This window comes from Helicobacter labetoulli (assembly GCF_003670275.1).
Classification (GTDB): domain Bacteria; phylum Campylobacterota; class Campylobacteria; order Campylobacterales; family Helicobacteraceae; genus Helicobacter_C; species Helicobacter_C labetoulli.
The window spans coordinates 35,189-53,613 of sequence record NZ_QXJF01000004.1 but is presented as its reverse complement, the minus strand read 5'-3'; the positions used below and the strand labels follow the sequence as shown (position 1 = coordinate 53,613).

Annotated in this window: 22 protein-coding genes; 12 read left to right on the top strand and 10 right to left on the bottom strand. The window is 38.9% G+C overall.

The window, feature by feature from the left end; genetic code table 11:
• The first annotated feature begins 47 nt into the window (after positions 1 to 47).
• The 4 genes from EBF12_RS02535 (at position 48) to EBF12_RS02520 (ending at position 4,170) form a co-directional block, all read left to right on the top strand.
• The gene (locus tag EBF12_RS02535) at positions 48 to 1,406 is read left to right on the top strand and encodes a leucyl aminopeptidase (RefSeq protein WP_244196331.1); all 1,359 of its coding nucleotides are present in this window, start codon (positions 48 to 50) and stop codon (positions 1,404 to 1,406) included.
• A 2-nt stretch (positions 1,407 to 1,408) separates the two neighbouring features.
• Positions 1,409 to 2,509: a redox-regulated ATPase YchF gene (gene ychF, locus EBF12_RS02530; RefSeq protein WP_121726264.1), complete on the top strand. Its 1,101-nt coding sequence runs from the start codon at positions 1,409 to 1,411 to the stop codon at positions 2,507 to 2,509.
• Between the two features lie 211 nt (positions 2,510 to 2,720).
• Positions 2,721 to 3,947, top strand: coding sequence for an EpsG family protein (locus EBF12_RS02525; protein ID WP_121726263.1), 1,227 nt, complete (start codon positions 2,721 to 2,723; stop codon positions 3,945 to 3,947).
• Between the two features lie 19 nt (positions 3,948 to 3,966).
• Positions 3,967 to 4,170 (top strand): hypothetical protein, encoded by a 204-nt coding sequence (locus EBF12_RS02520; RefSeq protein WP_121726262.1) that lies wholly within the window; start codon positions 3,967 to 3,969, stop codon positions 4,168 to 4,170.
• 386 nt (positions 4,171 to 4,556) lie between these two features.
• Here the strand turns inward: EBF12_RS02520 and metK are convergent, their stop codons facing one another.
• Positions 4,557 to 5,717, bottom strand: a complete 1,161-nt coding sequence (gene metK / locus EBF12_RS02510; protein ID WP_121726260.1) for a methionine adenosyltransferase — start codon at positions 5,715 to 5,717, stop codon at positions 4,557 to 4,559.
• A 327-nt stretch (positions 5,718 to 6,044) separates the two neighbouring features.
• Between metK and flgB the strand changes: the two genes are divergently transcribed.
• The 5 genes from flgB (at position 6,045) to EBF12_RS02485 (ending at position 9,872) form a co-directional block, all read left to right on the top strand.
• Positions 6,045 to 6,479: a flagellar basal body rod protein FlgB gene (gene flgB, locus EBF12_RS02505; RefSeq protein ID WP_121726259.1), complete on the top strand. Its 435-nt coding sequence runs from the start codon at positions 6,045 to 6,047 to the stop codon at positions 6,477 to 6,479.
• Between the two features lie 18 nt (positions 6,480 to 6,497).
• Positions 6,498 to 6,989 carry a flagellar basal body rod protein FlgC gene (gene flgC / locus EBF12_RS02500; protein ID WP_121726258.1) on the top strand — a complete coding sequence of 164 codons (492 nt, stop codon included), beginning with the start codon at positions 6,498 to 6,500 and terminating at the stop codon, positions 6,987 to 6,989.
• 30 nt (positions 6,990 to 7,019) lie between these two features.
• Positions 7,020 to 7,325, top strand: coding sequence for a flagellar hook-basal body complex protein FliE (gene fliE / locus EBF12_RS02495; protein ID WP_121726257.1), 306 nt, complete (start codon positions 7,020 to 7,022; stop codon positions 7,323 to 7,325).
• Positions 7,326 to 7,333: 8 nt separating this feature from the next.
• Positions 7,334 to 9,115 carry a peptidoglycan D,D-transpeptidase FtsI family protein gene (locus EBF12_RS02490; protein ID WP_121726256.1) on the top strand — a complete coding sequence of 594 codons (1,782 nt, stop codon included), beginning with the start codon at positions 7,334 to 7,336 and terminating at the stop codon, positions 9,113 to 9,115.
• A gap of 61 nt (positions 9,116 to 9,176) precedes the next feature.
• Positions 9,177 to 9,872, top strand: coding sequence for a thioredoxin fold domain-containing protein (locus tag EBF12_RS02485; RefSeq protein ID WP_121726255.1), 696 nt, complete (start codon positions 9,177 to 9,179; stop codon positions 9,870 to 9,872).
• An 82-nt stretch (positions 9,873 to 9,954) separates the two neighbouring features.
• On the opposite strand, the gene EBF12_RS02480 is transcribed toward EBF12_RS02485, so the two are convergent.
• From EBF12_RS02480 to EBF12_RS02440, 9 genes are all read right to left on the bottom strand, one after another.
• Positions 9,955 to 11,298 carry a DNA recombination protein RmuC gene (locus EBF12_RS02480; RefSeq protein ID WP_121726254.1) on the bottom strand — a complete coding sequence of 448 codons (1,344 nt, stop codon included), beginning with the start codon at positions 11,296 to 11,298 and terminating at the stop codon, positions 9,955 to 9,957.
• A gap of 14 nt (positions 11,299 to 11,312) precedes the next feature.
• Entirely contained in the window at positions 11,313 to 11,783 is a 471-nt protein-coding gene (moaC, locus tag EBF12_RS02475) for a cyclic pyranopterin monophosphate synthase MoaC (protein WP_121726253.1), read from the bottom strand.
• Positions 11,784 to 11,798: 15 nt separating this feature from the next.
• On the bottom strand, positions 11,799 to 12,329 hold the full coding sequence (gene mog, locus EBF12_RS02470) for a molybdopterin adenylyltransferase (protein WP_121726252.1): 531 nt from the start codon (positions 12,327 to 12,329) through the stop codon (positions 11,799 to 11,801).
• Positions 12,317 to 12,874 (bottom strand): molybdopterin-guanine dinucleotide biosynthesis protein B, encoded by a 558-nt coding sequence (gene mobB, locus EBF12_RS02465; RefSeq protein WP_121726251.1) that lies wholly within the window; start codon positions 12,872 to 12,874, stop codon positions 12,317 to 12,319. The genes mog and mobB overlap by 13 nt, the downstream gene beginning before the upstream one ends.
• Complete coding sequence (locus EBF12_RS02460; RefSeq protein ID WP_121726250.1) at positions 12,865 to 13,473, bottom strand: molybdopterin synthase catalytic subunit; 609 nt, start codon at positions 13,471 to 13,473, stop codon at positions 12,865 to 12,867. The genes mobB and EBF12_RS02460 overlap by 10 nt, the downstream gene beginning before the upstream one ends.
• Positions 13,473 to 13,697: a MoaD/ThiS family protein gene (locus EBF12_RS02455; protein ID WP_121726249.1), complete on the bottom strand. Its 225-nt coding sequence runs from the start codon at positions 13,695 to 13,697 to the stop codon at positions 13,473 to 13,475. The genes EBF12_RS02460 and EBF12_RS02455 overlap by 1 nt, the downstream gene beginning before the upstream one ends.
• Positions 13,698 to 13,723: 26 nt before the next feature.
• A complete protein-coding gene (locus EBF12_RS02450; RefSeq protein WP_121726248.1) occupies positions 13,724 to 14,965 on the bottom strand; it encodes a molybdopterin molybdotransferase MoeA in 1,242 nt (413 codons plus the stop codon).
• 34 nt (positions 14,966 to 14,999) lie between these two features.
• Entirely contained in the window at positions 15,000 to 15,584 is a 585-nt protein-coding gene (ribA, locus tag EBF12_RS02445) for a GTP cyclohydrolase II (protein WP_208630940.1), read from the bottom strand.
• Positions 15,585 to 15,646: 62 nt separating this feature from the next.
• On the bottom strand, positions 15,647 to 16,333 hold the full coding sequence (locus tag EBF12_RS02440; protein WP_121726246.1) for a DedA family protein: 687 nt from the start codon (positions 16,331 to 16,333) through the stop codon (positions 15,647 to 15,649).
• Positions 16,334 to 16,490: 157 nt separating this feature from the next.
• On the opposite strand from EBF12_RS02440, the gene EBF12_RS02435 reads away from it, so the two are divergent.
• Genes EBF12_RS02435 through ribH form a run of 3 tightly spaced genes read left to right on the top strand, consistent with a single transcriptional unit; the run spans position 16,491 to position 18,420 of the window.
• Positions 16,491 to 17,147 (top strand): carbonic anhydrase, encoded by a 657-nt coding sequence (locus tag EBF12_RS02435; RefSeq protein ID WP_121726245.1) that lies wholly within the window; start codon positions 16,491 to 16,493, stop codon positions 17,145 to 17,147.
• Positions 17,144 to 17,953 carry a 3-deoxy-8-phosphooctulonate synthase gene (gene kdsA / locus EBF12_RS02430; protein WP_121726244.1) on the top strand — a complete coding sequence of 270 codons (810 nt, stop codon included), beginning with the start codon at positions 17,144 to 17,146 and terminating at the stop codon, positions 17,951 to 17,953. Before EBF12_RS02435 ends, kdsA begins: the two co-directional genes overlap by 4 nt.
• Positions 17,950 to 18,420, top strand: a complete 471-nt coding sequence (ribH, locus tag EBF12_RS02425) for a 6,7-dimethyl-8-ribityllumazine synthase (RefSeq protein WP_121726243.1) — start codon at positions 17,950 to 17,952, stop codon at positions 18,418 to 18,420. Before kdsA ends, ribH begins: the two co-directional genes overlap by 4 nt.
• The last annotated feature ends 5 nt before the right edge of the window (positions 18,421 to 18,425 follow it).

The following is an 18,425-nucleotide window of genomic DNA, read 5'->3' as shown; positions in this document are numbered from 1 at the left end:
TTTTAAAAAGTATAAAGAATGAAAAAAAATACGCACAATGTGTTGTAATGGCAAAAAGTGCGTTTGGTAAATCAGCTTATGCAAAGCAATGTAAGGTTTTTGGTTTTGAGGGTGAGGGAAAGTTTTTTTTACAAGAGAGCGGGACGCTTATAGTGTGTGTAGATGAGCTAGATTCTGATAATGTGCGAGAATCTGGAGCGAGTATTGTGCGGTATTTTAAGGCTTTACCTTATGAGGGCGTGAATGTGAGACTTGAAGGGAAAGTGGATAATCAAAAGGTATATGCGTTACTTTTAGGGGCATTATGCGGTGGCTATGAGTGTGTGAGCTATAAGAGCAAATCAAAGCCAAATGCTTTAAAAGAGTTTGTTTTGGTAGAGGCAAAGGTAGCTTTAGATTCTAGCATTGTGGCAAAAGCCGAGATTGTTGCTCAATCTATTAATGCTACGCGTGAGCTTATCAATACTATTCCACAAGTTGCCACACCAAAATATTTAGCCAAATATGCCAAGAATCTAAGCAAGGAGCTAGTTAGCATTGAGTGTAAGATTCTAGATGAATCTGATTTGGAAAAAGAAAAAATGGGTGCGTTTCTAGCGGTCAATCGTGCTTCGTGTAACCCACCGCGTCTAATCCACCTAAGCTATAAGCCAAAGGGTGCGACAAAACGCGTTGTGCTTGTAGGCAAGGGGCTGACTTATGATTGTGGTGGATTGTCGCTAAAACCAGCAGACTTTATGGTAACAATGAAAGCTGATAAGAGCGGTGGCTGTGCGGTTATGGAGATTATTAGGGCTATAGCAAGACTTGGGGCAAATGTAGAGGTGCATAGTATTGTGGGTGCAGCGGAAAATATGATAGGTGGCAATGCCTACAAGCCTGATGATGTGCTGTATTCTAGGGAGGGCAAGAGTATAGAAGTGAGAAATACCGATGCAGAAGGGCGTTTAGTGTTGGCTGATTGTTTAAGCTATGCTCAAGATTTGAAGCCTGATATTTTAATTGACTTTGCTACGCTTACAGGGGCTTGTGTGGTGGCTTTGGGGGAATATACAAGTGGGATTATGGGGCATAATGATAAGCTAAAGCTAGAATTTGAAAAGATTGCGTTAGATTCTGGAGAGCTTATGGCGTGTTTGCCCTTTAATAGGCATTTAAAAAAGCTTATAGAATCTAAAATCGCTGATGTGTGTAATGTCGGCTCAAGTCGCTATGGTGGGGCGATTAGTGCGGGGTTATTTTTGAGTGAGTTTATCCGCGATGAGTATAAGGAGAAATGGCTGCATATTGATATTGCTGGTCCTGCGTATGTGGAAAAAGAGTGGGATATTAACCCAAGTGGGGGTAGTGGAGCTGGTGTGCGAACTGGAGTTGAGTTTATTCTTACACAAGCTGTAAAAGGGTAGTTATGGGACTATCAATTGGTATTGTTGGGCTTCCAAATGTTGGTAAATCAACGACTTTTAATGCACTCACAAAGGCACAAAACGCAGAGGCGGCAAACTATCCATTTTGCACGATTGAGCCAAATAAGGCGGTTGTGCCTGTGCCAGATTCTAGGCTAGATGAGCTTGCAAAGATAGTAAATCCCCAAAAGATTCAGCATTCAGTCGTTGAGTTTGTAGATATTGCAGGGCTTGTAAGAGGGGCGAGTAAGGGTGAAGGGCTAGGCAATCAGTTCTTAGCAAACATTAAAGAAGCGGATATGATTTTGCATATTGTACGATGCTTTGAAGATTCTAACATTACACATATAGAGGGGCGGATTGACCCCATTAATGATATTGAGATTATTGAGCTAGAACTACTTTTTGCCGATATGGCAAGCCTGAATAAACGCATTGAAAAGCTACAAAAAGAGAGCAAAGCACAAAAGGGTGCAAACGCACAACTCTCTATTGCACAAGAGCTTTTAGCACATTTAGAATCTAATAAGCCGGTGAAAACCTTTGAAAAACGCGATAGTGAAGAGTTTATGACACTTAATCGTGAGCTAAGATTCCTAACAAATAAGGAAGTGATGTATGGGGCAAATGTGGATGAAGATGGGCTAGAATCTGATAACGAATATGTGCGAAAAGTGCGTGAATACGCCACGCAAAATGGGGGCATTGCTATCAAGCTTTGTGCGAAGATTGAAGAAGAGATGGTGGGAATGGAAGATAGTGAAAGGGCGGAGTTTTTAGCTAGTCTTGGGGCAAGTGAGAGTGGGCTAGAACAGATTATTAGAGAGGGCTTTGCAAGGCTTGGACTTATTAGCTACTTTACTGCGGGGGTGAAAGAAGTTCGGGCTTGGACGATTCGGCGTGGGGATTTAGCACCAAAGGCAGCTAGTGTGATACATAAGGATTTTGAAAAGGGCTTTATCCGTGCGGAATGTATAAGCTATGATGATTTTATCAAGTATGGCGGGGAAGCAAAGGCAAAAGAAGCTGGGGCTATGCGGATTGAAGGTAAGGACTATGTCGTGCAAGATGGCGATATAATGCACTTTAGGTTTAATGTGTGAGAGGGGTATAAATCTAAAGGGAATGCGTTTCGCTTTCATCTTTAAGGTTCGTTTGCACGGGGGGGGGGCTATCCAAGCGAAAGAAAACAAGCTATGACCTAGCATAAAATTAAAAATAAGCAAAGAATAAGAAATATTCTATTATAATCCCCATTCTCTTTTTGTTGGTATTTTTTTTGATTTAGCTTAATCAAAAAAAATAGGACTCGCTTTGAACAATCTATCTTTTGGCAGTGTTTCAAATTTACAAAACTCAAAATTGCAGAATGTGAGACAAACGGATATATTCTCATATGTTCTAGCGCTTATTCCGTGGGTTATTTTGCCATTTTCACCTATGATTGCAAGTGTTACTGGTCTATTTTTTTTGATTATTTTTTCTTCTGCTTTTACCAAAAAGTCTCGTGTCATTATTTCACTTTGTGTTATCTTATCCTCATCAATTTATAATGGTGATTGTATTCCACACGGTGATTATGTTAATTATTATCGTGCATATGAAAAATTGCTTAATAATAATTTTCAGGCTTTGTTTGATTATGGTGCTGGGTTGGAAATGGCTTTACCATTGTATTATTTTATTTTAAGTAGATTTTTAGGAGAGCTAAGTAGTTCAACTTTTATTGCGATTAATATTTTTACTGCGGCTGTTTTGTTTTATATATGGCTTGAAGTATATGCTATGTCTCATATCGCTCCAAAACAACAAGCTTTGTGTGTAGCTGTAAGTCTTTTATTTTTTCACTATTGGTTTGCTGGTTTGGTTATGAGACAAGTTTTTTCATCTATTTTTTTGTTATATGCTTTTACGGAGAAGCGTTTGAAAGTCCATCTTGTGTATGTCGCCATTGCCTTTATGTTTCATGTAACAGCATTAGGTTTTTATCTTTGCTATTGGCTTTTGATGAAAAAGCCAAAAATTGGTATGACAATAAGTGTCTTGCTTATGTTTGTGTTTTATTTTTTTGATGAGATTATTACATTTTTATGGGAGTTTCTTCCAAGTTATAACATGGTTATAAATGCGTTTAGGGGTAAGCTTTATTCATATATTTCTGGGGCTTCTCTTCAAGGTGGGAGTTATATAACACTGAAAAATTTGCTTTTCACACTGATGCTTATGATATTTGCTTATTTCTATGTTAATAAGATACATAAGCAGTGGCGGTATGTTATTTTTGGTTCTATTTTAGTGTATTGGGGATCGATTGGAGTGAGTAATCACTTTTCACTTCGTATGAGTGTTTTGTTTATGGAGATTGCCTTTGGTTATTTTATGTTTCTAGCACTGCGCAAACAACCATTTTTGCTACAGATTTTTGTATTATTGGTCTTGTTGAATTTGGTATCTGTGAAAACCTATTTTGGGGACATTACAAATACAAGAGTCTATTGGAACTATGACATAGCTGGACCATTTTTTTATTTTTTGTTTTAATTTATTTTAAAGGAGTGTGATGAAAAATTTAGATTCTTGGGAGATATTGTCAATTTTTGTGAGGCGTTGGAAATTATTTTTGCTAAGTTTTTTGCTTGTTTTTGGTTTGGGGTGTATTTGGATATTTAAATCCTCTGCAGCCTCTCAAGTTCTAGCCAAAAATAGCAAGATACAGATGGAGGCGAATGAAACTAAAGATGAAAAAAATGCAATTTTATCTTAGCTCCAAACCATTGGCTGCAAAATCGCAAAATATAGATTGTCGCCTAGTAGAGTTGGATTTTGCAAGTCAAGGAATCTTGACATATAACCTCGAAGACCGACCTATTGTGCAGACTTCTACAAAAGCAAAATTTATTCTTATATGTTTCTCAAGTTTGATTTTTGCTTCTATTTTAGTGCTTACAAGAGAGTTTTTTGTGCAAAATTGGCACAGGATAGCCCCAAAAGAAAATTAATTTGTTAGTTGGGAAATTGTAGCAAAATCCCAATATTTTGGGATTTTGCTACAAAAATTTTTAATGTGTAGATAGTGTATTTGAAATTTAAGTTTTTAAGGTGAGTAGAATCTATTGTTTAGATTCTAACTCACCTAGATTCTATCTATTCTTACTTCACTCCACAGAATTCTTTAATCGCTTCAACCTTATCAGTTTTCTCCCAAGAAAATTCCAGCAATTCTCGTCCAAAGTGTCCATAGACTGCTGTTTTGCGATAAATTGGGCGAAGCAAGTCTAAAGACTCTATGATGCCTTTGGGTGTAAGTCTAAAGACCTTTTTCACACATTCTGTTAATACAGAATCTTCTACTTTGCCTGTGCCTTGCGTATCTACAAGGATTGAGACAGGCTCTACCACACCAATAGCATAGGCTACTTGCACGACTGCTTTATCACACACGCCACTTGCTACAAGATTTTTCGCCACATAGCGAGCTGCATACGCCGCACTTCTATCCACCTTACTAGGATCTTTTCCGCTAAATGCCCCGCCTCCGTGCGGACAGCTCCCGCCATAAGTATCCACGATGATTTTACGCCCGGTTAGCCCCGCATCGCCTTGTGGTCCGCCGATGACAAATTTGCCAGTAGGATTGACAAAATAGTGGATATTATCGTTGAGATATTCTTGTGGGATTACCTTTTGCACGATTTCTTCAATGACTGAATCTTTTAGATGATTCTGCTGTGTTTCTGGGCTGTGCTGCGTTGATATAACGATTGTATCAATACTTACAGGCTTACCATCTTCATAACGCACGGTAACTTGAGATTTGCCATCTGGGCGTAAAAAAGGCAGTGTGCCATCTTTGCGTTTTGCTGCCAATCCTTCTGTAATGCGGTGTGAAAGCCAAATAGGCAAAGGCATAAGAGAGGGTGTCTCACGACACGCATAGCCAAACATAAGCCCCTGATCGCCCGCACCTATCTCGCCATCAGCTCTATCTACACCTTGATTTATATCCGGGCTTTGCTCACCAATCCCATTTAGCACCGCTGCACTGCGATAGTCAAAACCATAAAGCGCGTCTGTGTAGCCGATTTCTTGCACGACTTTTCTAGCGATCTCTTGCATAGGGGCATATACACTTGTCTTTAGCTCTCCAGCGATGACACAAAAGCCATTGCTTACAAGTGTTTCACACGCTACACGCGCATTTTTATCTCGCTCAATGATGTAGTCAAGCACCGCATCACTAATTTGGTCTGCCATTTTATCCGGATGTCCTTCAGTTACAGATTCTGAAGTGAAGAGAAACGATTTTTTCATAAACTCACCTTGTAATTTGAATTTTTTGTAAAGCAGAATACTAACACAAAAAAGTTAAACTACATATTGTAATTTTGATTTTTTAGTAATTTTTGCTTATTATGGATTGTCTTATCAAGCAAATGGAGATAAGCAAAGATAAATTAAGTTTAGAATCTTTGCTAGTGAGTTGAGATATTGATTAATAAAATTTGAGCTGCAAGATTGCTAAATAGAAATGTTAAGATTCTTAAATTTGCAATAGAAAGTAATGTATAATTTGGAATATATTTTGCTTTGTTTTTTGAAGTTATAAACTAGAATCTACGAGGTAAAAAAGGGGTTAAGATGGCTATAGCGGATATTTCTAAAGCTTATTCTGTCGTGTATAAGGCACTTGATTATCGTTCAATCAGGCAAGATATGATTGCTTCAAATATTGCCAATGTTGATACGCCTTTTTATCGTCCAAAAGATGTGAATTTTGAGCAGTATCTCGCTCGTGAAAATAAGCGTATTTTCGGCACAGGGGAGCGAAGCTACAAGCTTGATATTGCTAAAACGGACAAGGGTCATCTTGATAGCAGGCGCAATGTCAAAGATAGTGCGACTATGTTTTGGCGTGATGGACATTTAGCAAAAAATGACGGCAATAGTGTGGATTTAGATGTGGAGACAAGTGAAATGGGCAAGAATAGCACAATGTATCAGGCTCTTACAAGTGCATTGAAACGACACAAGGGAATTTTTGCCTATGCTTTAGATTCTGGAAGAAATATTTAAGTAGATTAAGGAGTAGAGATGTTTTTATCAAGTTTTGATATAAGTGGATATGGGCTTTCAGCTCAAAGGGTGCGTGTTAATACAATCTCATCAAATATTGCAAATGCTAATACCACACGCACTGATGAGGGCGGACCATACCGCAGGAGAGAAGTGGTGTTTCGTGCGTTTGATTTTAATAAAGTATTAAATGAAAAATTAGGAAAAAATAACCAACAGCTTAAGTATGAAGACCCACTCAATGAGGGAGATTTGGGAAAAGAACCAAAACCTGCTATAATGAGCGTTTATATTCAAAAGATTGCACGCGATGATAGGGAACCACTTATGAAATACGACCCAAGCCACCCAGATGCGAATTCTGAAGGTTATGTCGCATATCCTAATGTTAATCCTGTTGTGGAAATGGCCGATTTAATAGAGGCAACTCGTGCGTATCAAGCGAATGTTGCAGCATTTCAAAGTGCAAAAAATATGGCAAGTAACGCCATTATGATGTTTCAAGCATAGGCGAGAAAAGGATAGATAAAGGAGAAGTAAATGGCTAATCAATTTGGTGTGATTACAAACAATATTCAGCCTATCGGCACTAAAAAAGTAGAAAATACACAAAATAGACAAGATGGGCTTGATTTTATCAATACGCTTAAAAATTCTATCCAAGAGGTGAATACCGAGCAGCAAACTTCAGAAAAGGCTCTTGCTGATATGGCAAGTGGGCAGGTGAAGGATTTGCATCAAGCTGCTATTGCGATTAATCGTGCAGAAAATAGTATGAAAGTAATGCTTGAGGTAAGAAACAAGGCAATTAATGCGTATAAAGAAATCCTAAGAACTCAAATCTAAGGGTATTTGTGGCGTATTATCCCAAAAAAACAGGTGTTGTCATATCTGTTTTTTTCTTGATTATTTTATGCTTTTTTGTTTTTTTAAGTATCGCGTATGTCAAAATAGTAACTCCCAGAAAACTCCCCACGCTTAGTGCCACAAAGAGCGATACTTCAGTCCGTGGCAGTCTTTATACAAGTGATGGATTTGAGGTTGCATATAGTGATAAGCTGTATAAAGCAAGTGTAAATACTCAAAGTATAGATCCAGATAAAAAAGAGCTTTTTATCACGCTTTTTTCCATATATAGTGGGATTCCAAAAGATGAGATAGCTAAAAAAGTTAATCAAAAAGGTTATGTTGTTTTATCCTACACGCTTAATTCAACAATCGCTACCCACCTTAAGAATCTTAATCTCATTCTTATTCGCTATGATGTATTCCGCGAGTATGAGGATAAAAAAGGTCGGGTGATTCAAAAAATGGGTCTTAGCATTGAAGTGAGCGGTAACAATAGAATCTACACCTATAAGAATATCCTAGAGCCGCTTATTGGCTATACACGCAAGGTTGAAAGTCAAAATATCACGCGTGTTGATGGTGTGAAAGGCGTGGAAAAGTATTACAATGATATTCTTTCAGCCAAGCAAGATGGTAAAATTACAGGCAAACGCGATGTGGGCTTTAATATTATCGCCAATAAGGAAGCAAATATTCAAAGTCGTCAAGATGGCTTTGATATTACTTTAAGCATACCACTAAGCTTACAAAGAAAAATTGAACTCACGCTTGATGAGGCGAAAAAGCGTTATAAAGTGCGTGAAATTATCGCTGGAGTTATGGATTCTAAAACAGGTAAGATTCTAGCTCTTGCGACTTCTAACCGCTTTGATCCTAAGAGTATTCAGCAAAAAGATTATCCAAATTTGAATCTTAATGCTATTGAGTATTCTTATGAACCAGGCAGCACGATTAAGCCAATTATCTATGCGATTTTGTTGCAAAAGGGTATGGTCAAGCCAAGTGATGTGATTGAACTTAATGATGGCTATTATAAGCTTAAAAGCTACACGATCCGTGATACTCACCCGCTAAAAAGTGCGAGTGTGGAGGATATTATTGTGCGTTCAAGCAATATAGGAATGGTAAAAATCTCTCAAAATCTCAATCCAAAAGAATATCACACAGCTTTACACGCTTTTGGTTTTGGTGAGCTAAGTGGCATTGACTTGCCTTATGAAAAAACAGGCTTAGTGCCAAGTCCAAAGACTTTTAATAATGAAGTGTATCGTGCGAGTGTGAGTTATGGCTATGGTATGAGAGCCACTTTTATACAGCTTTTGCGTTCTTATGCAATTTTTAGCAATGGAGGGTATCTCATAACACCTCGTGTGAGCGAGTATGTAACTTCTCCAAGTGGGGAAAAATATATCCCAAAACAGCTTGAACCAATCGCAATTTTATCTCTAGATGTCGTGCAGCAGGTGTATGATACACTTATCCAAGTTGTGCAGAGAGTGATTAAAGTCGCACAGGTTGATGGCGTTATCACTGGGGGCAAGACAGGCACAGCTAGAATTGCAAGTGGTGGTAAGTATGACACAAAGTATAATGGCTCATTTTTTGGATTTGCACAAGATGAGACACGCTCCTACACAATAGGCGTTGTAGCCTTTGAATCTGATATAAAAGATGATTATTATGGTGGCAAAACAGCCGCTCCAATTTTTAAGCACATTGTGGAGCTTTTGCTTGAGGAGAGCTATCTTAAACCTATTGAATCCCCACAAGAGATACCAGAGACTTAAAAGATTCTAAATTATTACACTATCATCGTTATAATGTCTCTTAAAAAACAAAAGGAGCAGTATGAAAACAAAATTTGCTTTAAGCGTATTGTGTGTTTTAAGTGTGGTATATGGAGCAGCGGATAAGGCTGAACTCCAAAAGACTTTACAGGCTAATAATGTGCAGGGGAATATTATCTCAAGCAGTGATTTGGGAAGTGGGCTAAGTATGGTGGTGATTGATGTTAATAATCAGCAAGTGCCATTTTTAGCAACAAATGATGGTAGATTTATCTTCCAACCTGATGCGTTGCTGATACAAGATAGGTCGGTGCAGTCTAAGATTCAGGGATTTTATAAAGATGTTTATGAAAAAGAAAAAGCAAAAATTAATATTAAACTGCAAGAAGTGTTCAAAAAACAAAGTGCTAATGTTTTTCACTTTAAGTCCAAAAAGAATGGGGCTAAGACGATTTATGTTGTCTCTGATGCAAATTGTCCTTATTGCCAAAAGGAGTTTGCAAACCTTAATAAACGCCTAGAAGATGCCAATGTGGAACTTTTAGTCGTTGGATTTTTGGGTGAAGATTCTATGCTGAAGGCTGCTAATGCACTCAAAAATAAGAGTGGAAATCAAGCTAAGGATATCGCGATGTTGGCTAAAGTTTATGAGCCAAAAAGCAAGACTCAAAGTATGGATACAAAAGCAGCCCAAGAGCTAACACAAGCTGTGGCTGATACAGGCGTACGATCCGTGCCTTATATCATTGAAAATTAAGATGTAATATTTACCCATTAATGCAGGAAAATCACATTAATGGGACTTGTCAAGCAAATATGAATACCCTAAAACAACGATTCTAGGGTAAGGTGTCTTGATCTATCATATCCACACCTGCGCCTTTGAGGAGTTTTTGGATATTCTCGCTTTTATTAGCGATACCTTGCGTTCCATTGTATTTTACCATCACATCATCAGTGAAAGTTTTTTGTAAAGTGTTGATGTTTTTGCCTAGTTTATCAAGTGTATTTTCAAACCGCTTAATATAAACAAAAAGCCTCTGAATCTCATCAAAGATTTTATCAACATTTTTATTACGATGTTCAAACTGCCACAAATTATGGATAATGCGTAGCACCGCCATAATGGTTGTGGGTGAAACAAGCACCACACTTTTTTGATACGCCTTATCATACAGGCTCATATCATATTGCATAGCTTCTAAAAATGCTCCTTCAATTGGCACAAACATCAGCACAAAATCAAGCTTCTGCCCCTGCAAATATTGTTGGTAATTCTTTCCGCTTAAGGCATTGATATGGCTTTGGATAGAAAGGGCAAGTTCCTTTCTGGCTTGAATCCTGCCCTCTTCATTTTCTGCATTACATAATCGTTCATAGGCTATAAGCGAAGTTTTTGAATCTACCACAACGCACCGCTCCACTTCATTATGCTTAGGGAGCTTGATAATCGCATCTGGGCGGAGCAAATTGGAGCTATCATCATACAAAGTTTGCTGAATCTCATATTCCCTTCCCTGCTGTAATCCGCTATTTTCTAGCACTCTTTGGAGTATCACTTCTCCCCAATTGCCTTGTATTTTATTCTCACCTTTGAGAGCATTTGTAAGATTATGTGCGTCAGTTGAGAGCTGAAGATTCAGCTTATGGAGCTGGTGAATCTGCGTCTCTAGGCTTGTGTGTTGCTTGAGATTTGTTTCGTGATTAAGTGAAAGCTGTTTTGTAAAGCGTTGAATCTCATCACGCAATGGCTGGAGAGAAAGTATTTGATTTTGATTAAAACTTTGTGTATTTTGAGCTAGAATATCCGCACTCAAAGCCTTAAAGGCATTTTGTAATTCTTGTTTATTCTGCTCTTTTAGTTTTTCTTGTTCGTTTTGTGCATAGATAAACTGCTCTTTTAGGTTTTGAAGCATTGCTTGAGAATGTGCTTTCTCTTCAAGCAGGGCATTTTGATGCATTTGGTGCATATCTTGTAGTCGCTGTGTCATTTGGGATTGCAAAATTTCTTGCTCATTTTGCGCTTTTTGGAGGGCAATATTTTGTTGTGATAATCGCTCCTTATACTGCTCAAGCACAATATTGTGTGAAGATTCTAGCTTTCTTATACGGCGTGTATGCCATATATAAAAGCCAAAGCACATACACAGACTAATAATCCCAACACTTAGGGCAAGATTCATACTTTCTCCTAGCTCTATCTATGAAAATCACCACTTTTGCCGCCACTTTTAGATTCAAGTTTAATCTTACTTATACTCATAGATTTATCAATAGCTTTAAGCATATCATAGATGGTTAAAAGTCCTATGCTTACGCCCGTAAGAGCTTCCATTTCCACGCCTGTTTTACCCTCACATTTCACACGCACACCAAGTTTAATGGAGCAGGAGCTAGAATCTGGTGTAATATCAACATCAACTTTGTTAAGCATAAGCGGATGACACATAGGGATAAGCTCACTTGTTTTTTTGCTACCCATAATAGCGGCAATAATGGCAGTTTGCGTGATAGCCCCTTTTTTACCTGTATGATTGATAGCTGCTTCAAAGGCTTCTTCACTCATAGTGATAATGCCACTTGCATAAGCTTCTCTATGGCTTATTTCCTTTGGGCTGACATCTACCATTGTGGGGTTGTTGTGTTCATTTAAATGTGTGAGCTGCATAGGATTCCTTTGTATTTAGGCTTTTGGGCGGAATATAGTGATATATTCAGTATTTGCGTGAATATATTCTGCCTCAATTAAATCAAGACAATAAGGCACAGCGGGGAATACAGCCTCAAGGCATTCTTTAATACTTTTTGGTTTGCCCGGGAGATTGATAATCAAAGATCTTCCGCGAATCCCCGCACTTTGGCGTGATAAAATCGCCGTGGGGACATATTTTAAACTCACACTCCGCATAAGCTCTCCAAATCCGGGAAGCATTTTTTGACACACAGATTGCGTGGCTTCGGGTGTTACATCTCGCTTTGCCGGTCCTGTGCCACCTGTGGTGATGATGAGATCACAGCCTTGTTTATCGCTCAAATCTTTGAGATAAGATTCTATAAGTCTTTGCTCATCGGCGATAATATGATAATGATACTCGCAAGGATTGAGAATAAAACTCTCTAATATTTCTTGTATTGCCTTGCCAGATTCATCTTCATAGATTCCTTGAGAGGCTCTATCACTTGAGACAAGCACACCGATTTTTATTGTTTGCATTGGTTATCCTTTGTTGTAGATTGTAAAATGAAGTCCGCAATTTGTGCGGTATTATTGAGATTGAGCTTAGGCATATGGCTTGGCAGAATCTCAGCATTACCCACACTCTCATCTATGGCAAAAGCATCTGCATAAGGGATATAATCAGATTCTATATTCTCTCGCGCAACAACGATGCGTTTAAAAGGCAGGGTCTTTAGCCCTTCAATAAAGATAAAATCATAGTTTTTAAAAAGCTCTATATATGTATAAAATGCCCTCATTTCAGCAGAGTTTTTAGAATCTTCACTCCCATTGCCATTTTTTATTTGCAAAATAGTGCGTGTAGGCGAGATAAGAGCCACTACATCAGCACTTTGAAAAAACTTATATGAATCTTTGCCCTGCGTGTCAAAGACTGCTTTGTCTTTTGGGTCGTGCTTGAAAACGGCTACCTTTGCCCCCTTTGCTTTAAAATATTCACTTAATTTGCAAATCAGTGTCGTTTTGCCACTATTGCTTCTTCCGCTAAAGGCAAAAATAATAGGCTTAGAATCTAACTGCATAAGATACCACTTCCTTTAAGGGCTTTGCTTCGCGTTTTGGCATAGATTCTTTGCCCATTGATAATGTCATATTTCCAAATAGGTGCGTTGGCTTTAAAATCCTCTACAAACTCTGCATACAAGCTAAGTGCAACCTTGCGATGAGATGAGATAATAGCACACATAAAAGAGCTTTTCCCACAAGGCACATCACCTATGCTATGTGCCATACATACATAAGCCCCCATATTATGGGCTCTCTCCTGCCACGAGTGAAACCACTTTTCTAACAATGGCTTATAAATATCAAAACTAAGCGCTTCTATATCACTAGAATCTAGAATCTGCGTCATCTTTTCAGCACTTTCAAGGGAGCTTGCTTCTTGTGCTTTGTCATTTATATCTAATAAACTCCTCGCACAAGAATCTGCACAACCCTTGAAATTATCTAAAGATATTTCCGCAGTCGGCGTTTTTGGGTTTTGAGATTTTAGATTCTGCTCTCTTCGCACGATACCGCTAAAAATACTCACCGCTCCATAATTTTTACTTTGAGCCATTGCTTCCCATTGTGTGTAAAGCTTGTCTGTTGGCAATGCTCCGTTATATAAACTTAGCATTATCCACCACACACAGGAGGGAGTAAGGCTATCTTATCGCCATTATGTAGTGGGTGTGAGAGATTTTCAACAATCTCATCATTAACAGCCACCGCACTAATCTCAAGCCATTGCTGCAAAGCAGAATCTTTGCCTAAAACTTCCTTTAATTCCTGCAATGTGTTTACTTCTAGCTCCATAGAGGGGATATAGCTCATCGGTCCTAAAAATTCAACTTTTACCATAAATAAACACTCCTTTGCTTGAGATTTTACACAAGATGATGAAGGAACATCACTTGCACCATCGCACCTTTGGGTAAATCGCTGCCATTTTCTTCTAGAATCGCAAGGGCAGTGTTGTGCGTGAGATTATTCACCATTGAGCTTTGTATGGATTTTTTACTTGCAAAACTTATGCTTAATTTGCCATTGTGTGAAAACACTTCACAAACACGAAACTCTAGGCGAGAATCACTGCGCTTGCATTCTTCAAGTAGGGTGGCTTCAAGGCATAGGGGCTTGTGGATTCTATTGTGCAAACGAGCAAGGAGAGTTGTGCCAAAGAGCAAAAAGGTTACCGCACAGGAATTTGGAAAGCCCGGTAAGCCCAAAATAAGCGTATTGTTAGCACTCCCAAATGCAACAGGTTTGCCCGGTTTTAATCGCACACCTTTGAAGTGAATCTGGCTTAATTCTTGCATTACCTCTTGTGTATAGTCATAATCTCCCATACTCATACCACCGGTGGTAAGTAGCATATCACACTCTTTTAACGCTTGAGTGTAGGCTGCTTTGATAAGAGTTTTATCATCTTTTGTGATAGGATAAATGATAGGCTCTTGTCCCATTTGCAAAAGCAAAGATTCTAAAAGGTGTGTATTGACACTCCGCACGACATTTTGATGTGGGCTATCCTGCCCCACTTCAATGATCTCATCACCCACGCACAAGATTCCAACTTTTGTCTTTTGATACACTTGCACAAAGCTTTGATTAAGCTCTGCTAACAAGCCTACTTCAAAAGCACCAATTTTATCGCCTTTATGGAGTAAAATCTCATTTTCCTTATAGTTATCGCCAATTTGGCGTATCCACTGGGATTTACGGATAGAATCTATGGGGGCGTTAAGAAAGATTCTGTCATCTTTCAGTGTGATATGCTCTACAATGACAAGCGTATCGGCATTAAGCGGCATTATGGAACCGGTGAAAGTTTTTATTGCGTGGGCTTTTGTGAGATTGGGGCGAGTGGGGTTTCCGGCTTTATTTGGCAGGAGGATAGCTAGTCCTTGTGTGGCAAGTAGCTCTAAGTCCTCAAACATAATCGCATAGCCGTCCATCGCCGCAGTAGGGTAGGCTGGGACATCACAAGGGGCTTTTATATCTTGAGCTAAGATTCTATTCAAAGCGTTTTTAAAATGCACCTGCTGTGTGCCTAGTGGTTCTAGTGGAATGGTGTTTAAAATATTGATGGCTTCTTGGTAGCTGATGAGTTTAGGAAAATCTGCCATTTTTGTGTCCTTGCATTAGAATCTTTAGGCTCTCTTAGAGTAAATGCCCAAGCTTTTGTTTTTTGACTTCAAGATAGGCTTTATTGTGCGGATTACAAGGGGTAATAATGCTATGTCGCACAACTTTTGCATACGGCTCTAAGGCGTGAATCTTGCGTGGATTATTTGTAAGGAGATTGATTTGTGTAATATTAAAATGCTTAAAGATCTCACCCACAATCTCATAGCTTCGCATATCGCCATCAAAGCCTAGCTTTTGATTTGCCTCCACCGTGTCATAGCCCTCATCTTGCAGAGCGTAAGCATTAATCTTATTAAATAGTCCTATCCCGCGTCCTTCTTGTCGTAAATAAATAAGCATACCGCCATCATCGCTTTGAGCGATTTTCTCCATCGCAAGGGCAAGTTCATTGCCGCAATCGCATTTTTGTGAGCCAAAAACATCGCCAGTTAGGCATTCGGAGTGGATTCTCACTAATGGAGTTTCACTAAGATGTTGCGTAAAAACCACAAGATGTTCTCGTGTTGTAGAATCTGCTAGATACTCACGAAAACTCATTGTAAAAAAATCCCCAAAACGCGTTGGAAGTTTTGCTTGATTGGAAATGTCATATTGCATTATCTTTTATCCTTTGTTTATATAATTTGTTAAAAAGAGCGATTCTAAAATGTTTTGATTAATCATAAGTAATTTTTCTTTTTCAAACGCCAATAGAGTAAATATCCACCAAAGCAGACTACCACAAAGCCTAGCGTGTAAAGCCCCGCTTGTTTGACAAGCCCTTTAAGCTCTAGCTCTTGTGGGCTTGGTGTGTGTGAAGTAAAAGCGTGGATAATAGAATCTACACTAATGCCTGTGTCAAAAAGCACTCCAGCATAATAGCCAATAATTGTTAGGATAATCACCCAAATGCCCGCACCAAGCGAGGTGTAAAGGCAAAATTTAGCCAGATTCATTTTGGCTAATCCAGCAGGGAGGGAGATGTATTGCCTAACAACGGTGATTAATCGCCCTATAAATGTGCTGATGGGTCCGTGCTTTGTAAAAAAATCTTCCATTTTTTGCATAGTAGATTCAGTGAAAAAAAAGTATTTTCCATAACGGATAAGAAAATCTCTCCCAAATTTTAATGCCAAGTAGTAGTTAAACAATGCTCCAGCCAAAGAGCCAGCAATCCCACATAGCACAGCAATAATAGCATTCATCTCTCCGGTATAAACCAAATATCCAGCAGGTATCATCACCACTTCAGAAGGAAAAGGAAAAAAGCTAGATTCTAAAAACATCATAAGAAAAATTCCAACATAGCCAAGTGTGCCTACAATCTCAACAATACCATTTATAATACTTCCAAGTATTTCACCCATTCTTTAGCTCCTTAAAATAAATAAATTAAAGTTGCGTTGTGATTATTTTAGTTTGATATAATGCCATAATTTTTTTACAGAATCTAGCCTATAAGGTAAGAGGTTTGGGCGGATTTATAAAAATTAGGCATAAAAAGTGTAATGCCAAAGGAGCAGAATGAAAGAGTTATTTCAAGGGGCGGTGAAGTTTCGTGAGGAGGATTTTAACGAACATAAAGAGCTATATGAGAGTCTTAAAAAACATCAAGAACCTCATACACTTCTTATCACTTGCACAGATTCACGCGTTGTGCCAAATTTGATTACAAACTCTTTACCCGGAGATTTGTTTGTCATACGCAATATGGGGAATCTTGTGCCGCCATATTTGGGAAAAAATAAAGGCATACGCGATGGGTATTTAGCAACGACTTCAGCCATAGAGTATGCTTTGAGTATTTTAAATATTAAGAATATTATCATTTGTGGGCATAGCGATTGTGGGGCGTGTTCGGCGGTTTATGAGCCACCAGAGAAGCTTGAGAATGCCCCTTATGTCCAAAAATGGATAGAGCTTTTAGAGCCAGTCAAACAAAAGGTAGATGCCCTCAAACCAAACTCCAAAGCCAAACGCACTTGGCTTATGGAGCAGATGAATATAGAGCATCAGCTTGAGAATCTAATGACTTATCCTTTCGTGGAGGAGCGGTTTGATAAGGGTGAGCTAAATGTCTATGGGTGGTATTACATCATAGAAACGGGTGAAATTCTAAACTACAATATGATAAAGCGAGAGTTTAAGACGATAAATCAAATTAAAAAGGAGAATGTATGATACTGATGAGTGGACCTTGCGTCATTGAGAGTGCAGAGGGTTTGAATGCTGTGGCAGAAGCTTTAAAGCCTTTAGCAGAGAATCCACAGATTGATTTTTATTTTAAAGCGAGTTTTGATAAGGCAAATCGCACAAGTTTAGAATCTTATCGCGGACCGGGCTTAGAGAAGGGTTTAGCGATGCTAGAAGAGATTAAAACTAAATTTGGCTACAAAATCATCACAGATATTCACGAAAGCTATCAGGCAGAGGCGATTGCTGAAGTGGCGGATATTATTCAGATTCCGGCATTTTTGTGTCGGCAGACAGATTTGATTGTAGCGGTTGCAAAGACTAATTGTATTGTCAATATTAAAAAAGGGCAGTTTATGAATCCTGCGGATATGCAACATAGCGTTTTAAAAGCGATTAAAACGCGTGGTGGCACACAGGCGACTTATGAGCAATCAAAGGAATATAAGATTTGGCTTACAGAACGCGGCAGTAGCTTTGGCTATGGGAATCTCGTGGTAGATATGCGATCTTTGGTAATTATGCGATCTTTTGCACCAGTAATTTTTGATGCAACCCATAGTGTGCAAATGCCCGGAGCAGCAGGTGGCAAAAGCGGAGGAGATAGTTCGTTTGTGCCATATCTTGCTAGAGCGGCTGCGGCGGTTGGTGTTGATGGCTTTTTTATGGAAACTCATCTTAATCCAAAAGAGGCGTTGAGCGATGGGGCAAATATGGTGCAAACTCACGCTTTGCTTCCACTCATAGATGAGCTGCAAAAGATTACTGATTTAACACAAAAGGAGTGCAAATGAATGTGATAGAGGGCAAACTACAACTTATGGGCGATGAAAAAATCGCCATTATTAGCGCGAGATTCAATCATTTTATTACAGATAGGCTAATTGAAGGGGCAAAGGACTGCTTTTTGCGACACGGCGGAAGAGATGATTTACTTGATTTAATCCTTGTGCCAGGCGCCTATGAGATTCCATTTGCATTACAAAAAGTGCTTTCTCAAGGTGAGTATGATGGAATCTGCTGTCTTGGTGCAGTGATACGCGGCTCAACACCACATTTTGATTATGTCTCAGCAGAGGCGACAAAGGGCATTGCTAATGTTACGCTCAAATACGGAGCGCCTGTAACTTTTGGTGTTTTGACTACAGATAATATTGAGCAAGCTATTGAACGAGCGGGGACAAAGGCGGGGAACAAGGGCTTTGAATCTATGGCAGGGCTTATTGAGCTTGTGAATCTGTATAGAAAAATTGGGGCTTAAGACTT

Excerpts from the sequence above, each read along its gene's own strand:
- EBF12_RS02450 (WP_121726248.1), bottom strand. The coding sequence starts at position 14,965 with ATGGCAGATTTTCCTAAACTCATCAGCTACCAAGAAGCCATCAATATT.
- fliE (WP_121726257.1), top strand. The coding sequence starts at position 7,020 with ATGGCTAATCAATTTGGTGTGATTACAAACAATATTCAGCCTATCGGC.
- flgC (WP_121726258.1), top strand. The coding sequence starts at position 6,498 with ATGTTTTTATCAAGTTTTGATATAAGTGGATATGGGCTTTCAGCTCAA.
- flgB (WP_121726259.1), top strand. The coding sequence starts at position 6,045 with ATGGCTATAGCGGATATTTCTAAAGCTTATTCTGTCGTGTATAAGGCA.
- moaC (WP_121726253.1), bottom strand. The coding sequence starts at position 11,783 with ATGCAGCTCACACATTTAAATGAACACAACAACCCCACAATGGTAGAT.
- EBF12_RS02435 (WP_121726245.1), top strand. The coding sequence starts at position 16,491 with ATGAAAGAGTTATTTCAAGGGGCGGTGAAGTTTCGTGAGGAGGATTTT.
- EBF12_RS02455 (WP_121726249.1), bottom strand. The coding sequence starts at position 13,697 with ATGGTAAAAGTTGAATTTTTAGGACCGATGAGCTATATCCCCTCTATG.
- EBF12_RS02480 (WP_121726254.1), bottom strand. The coding sequence starts at position 11,298 with ATGAATCTTGCCCTAAGTGTTGGGATTATTAGTCTGTGTATGTGCTTT.
- ribA (WP_208630940.1), bottom strand. The coding sequence starts at position 15,584 with ATGCAATATGACATTTCCAATCAAGCAAAACTTCCAACGCGTTTTGGG.
- metK (WP_121726260.1), bottom strand. The coding sequence starts at position 5,717 with ATGAAAAAATCGTTTCTCTTCACTTCAGAATCTGTAACTGAAGGACAT.
- mobB (WP_121726251.1), bottom strand. The coding sequence starts at position 12,874 with ATGCAGTTAGATTCTAAGCCTATTATTTTTGCCTTTAGCGGAAGAAGC.
- ribH (WP_121726243.1), top strand. The coding sequence starts at position 17,950 with ATGAATGTGATAGAGGGCAAACTACAACTTATGGGCGATGAAAAAATC.
- EBF12_RS02520 (WP_121726262.1), top strand. The coding sequence starts at position 3,967 with ATGAAAAATTTAGATTCTTGGGAGATATTGTCAATTTTTGTGAGGCGT.
- EBF12_RS02535 (WP_244196331.1), top strand. The coding sequence starts at position 48 with ATGGCAAAAAGTGCGTTTGGTAAATCAGCTTATGCAAAGCAATGTAAG.
- mog (WP_121726252.1), bottom strand. The coding sequence starts at position 12,329 with ATGCAAACAATAAAAATCGGTGTGCTTGTCTCAAGTGATAGAGCCTCT.
- EBF12_RS02460 (WP_121726250.1), bottom strand. The coding sequence starts at position 13,473 with ATGCTAAGTTTATATAACGGAGCATTGCCAACAGACAAGCTTTACACA.
- kdsA (WP_121726244.1), top strand. The coding sequence starts at position 17,144 with ATGATACTGATGAGTGGACCTTGCGTCATTGAGAGTGCAGAGGGTTTG.
- ychF (WP_121726264.1), top strand. The coding sequence starts at position 1,409 with ATGGGACTATCAATTGGTATTGTTGGGCTTCCAAATGTTGGTAAATCA.
- EBF12_RS02485 (WP_121726255.1), top strand. The coding sequence starts at position 9,177 with ATGAAAACAAAATTTGCTTTAAGCGTATTGTGTGTTTTAAGTGTGGTA.
- EBF12_RS02440 (WP_121726246.1), bottom strand. The coding sequence starts at position 16,333 with ATGGGTGAAATACTTGGAAGTATTATAAATGGTATTGTTGAGATTGTA.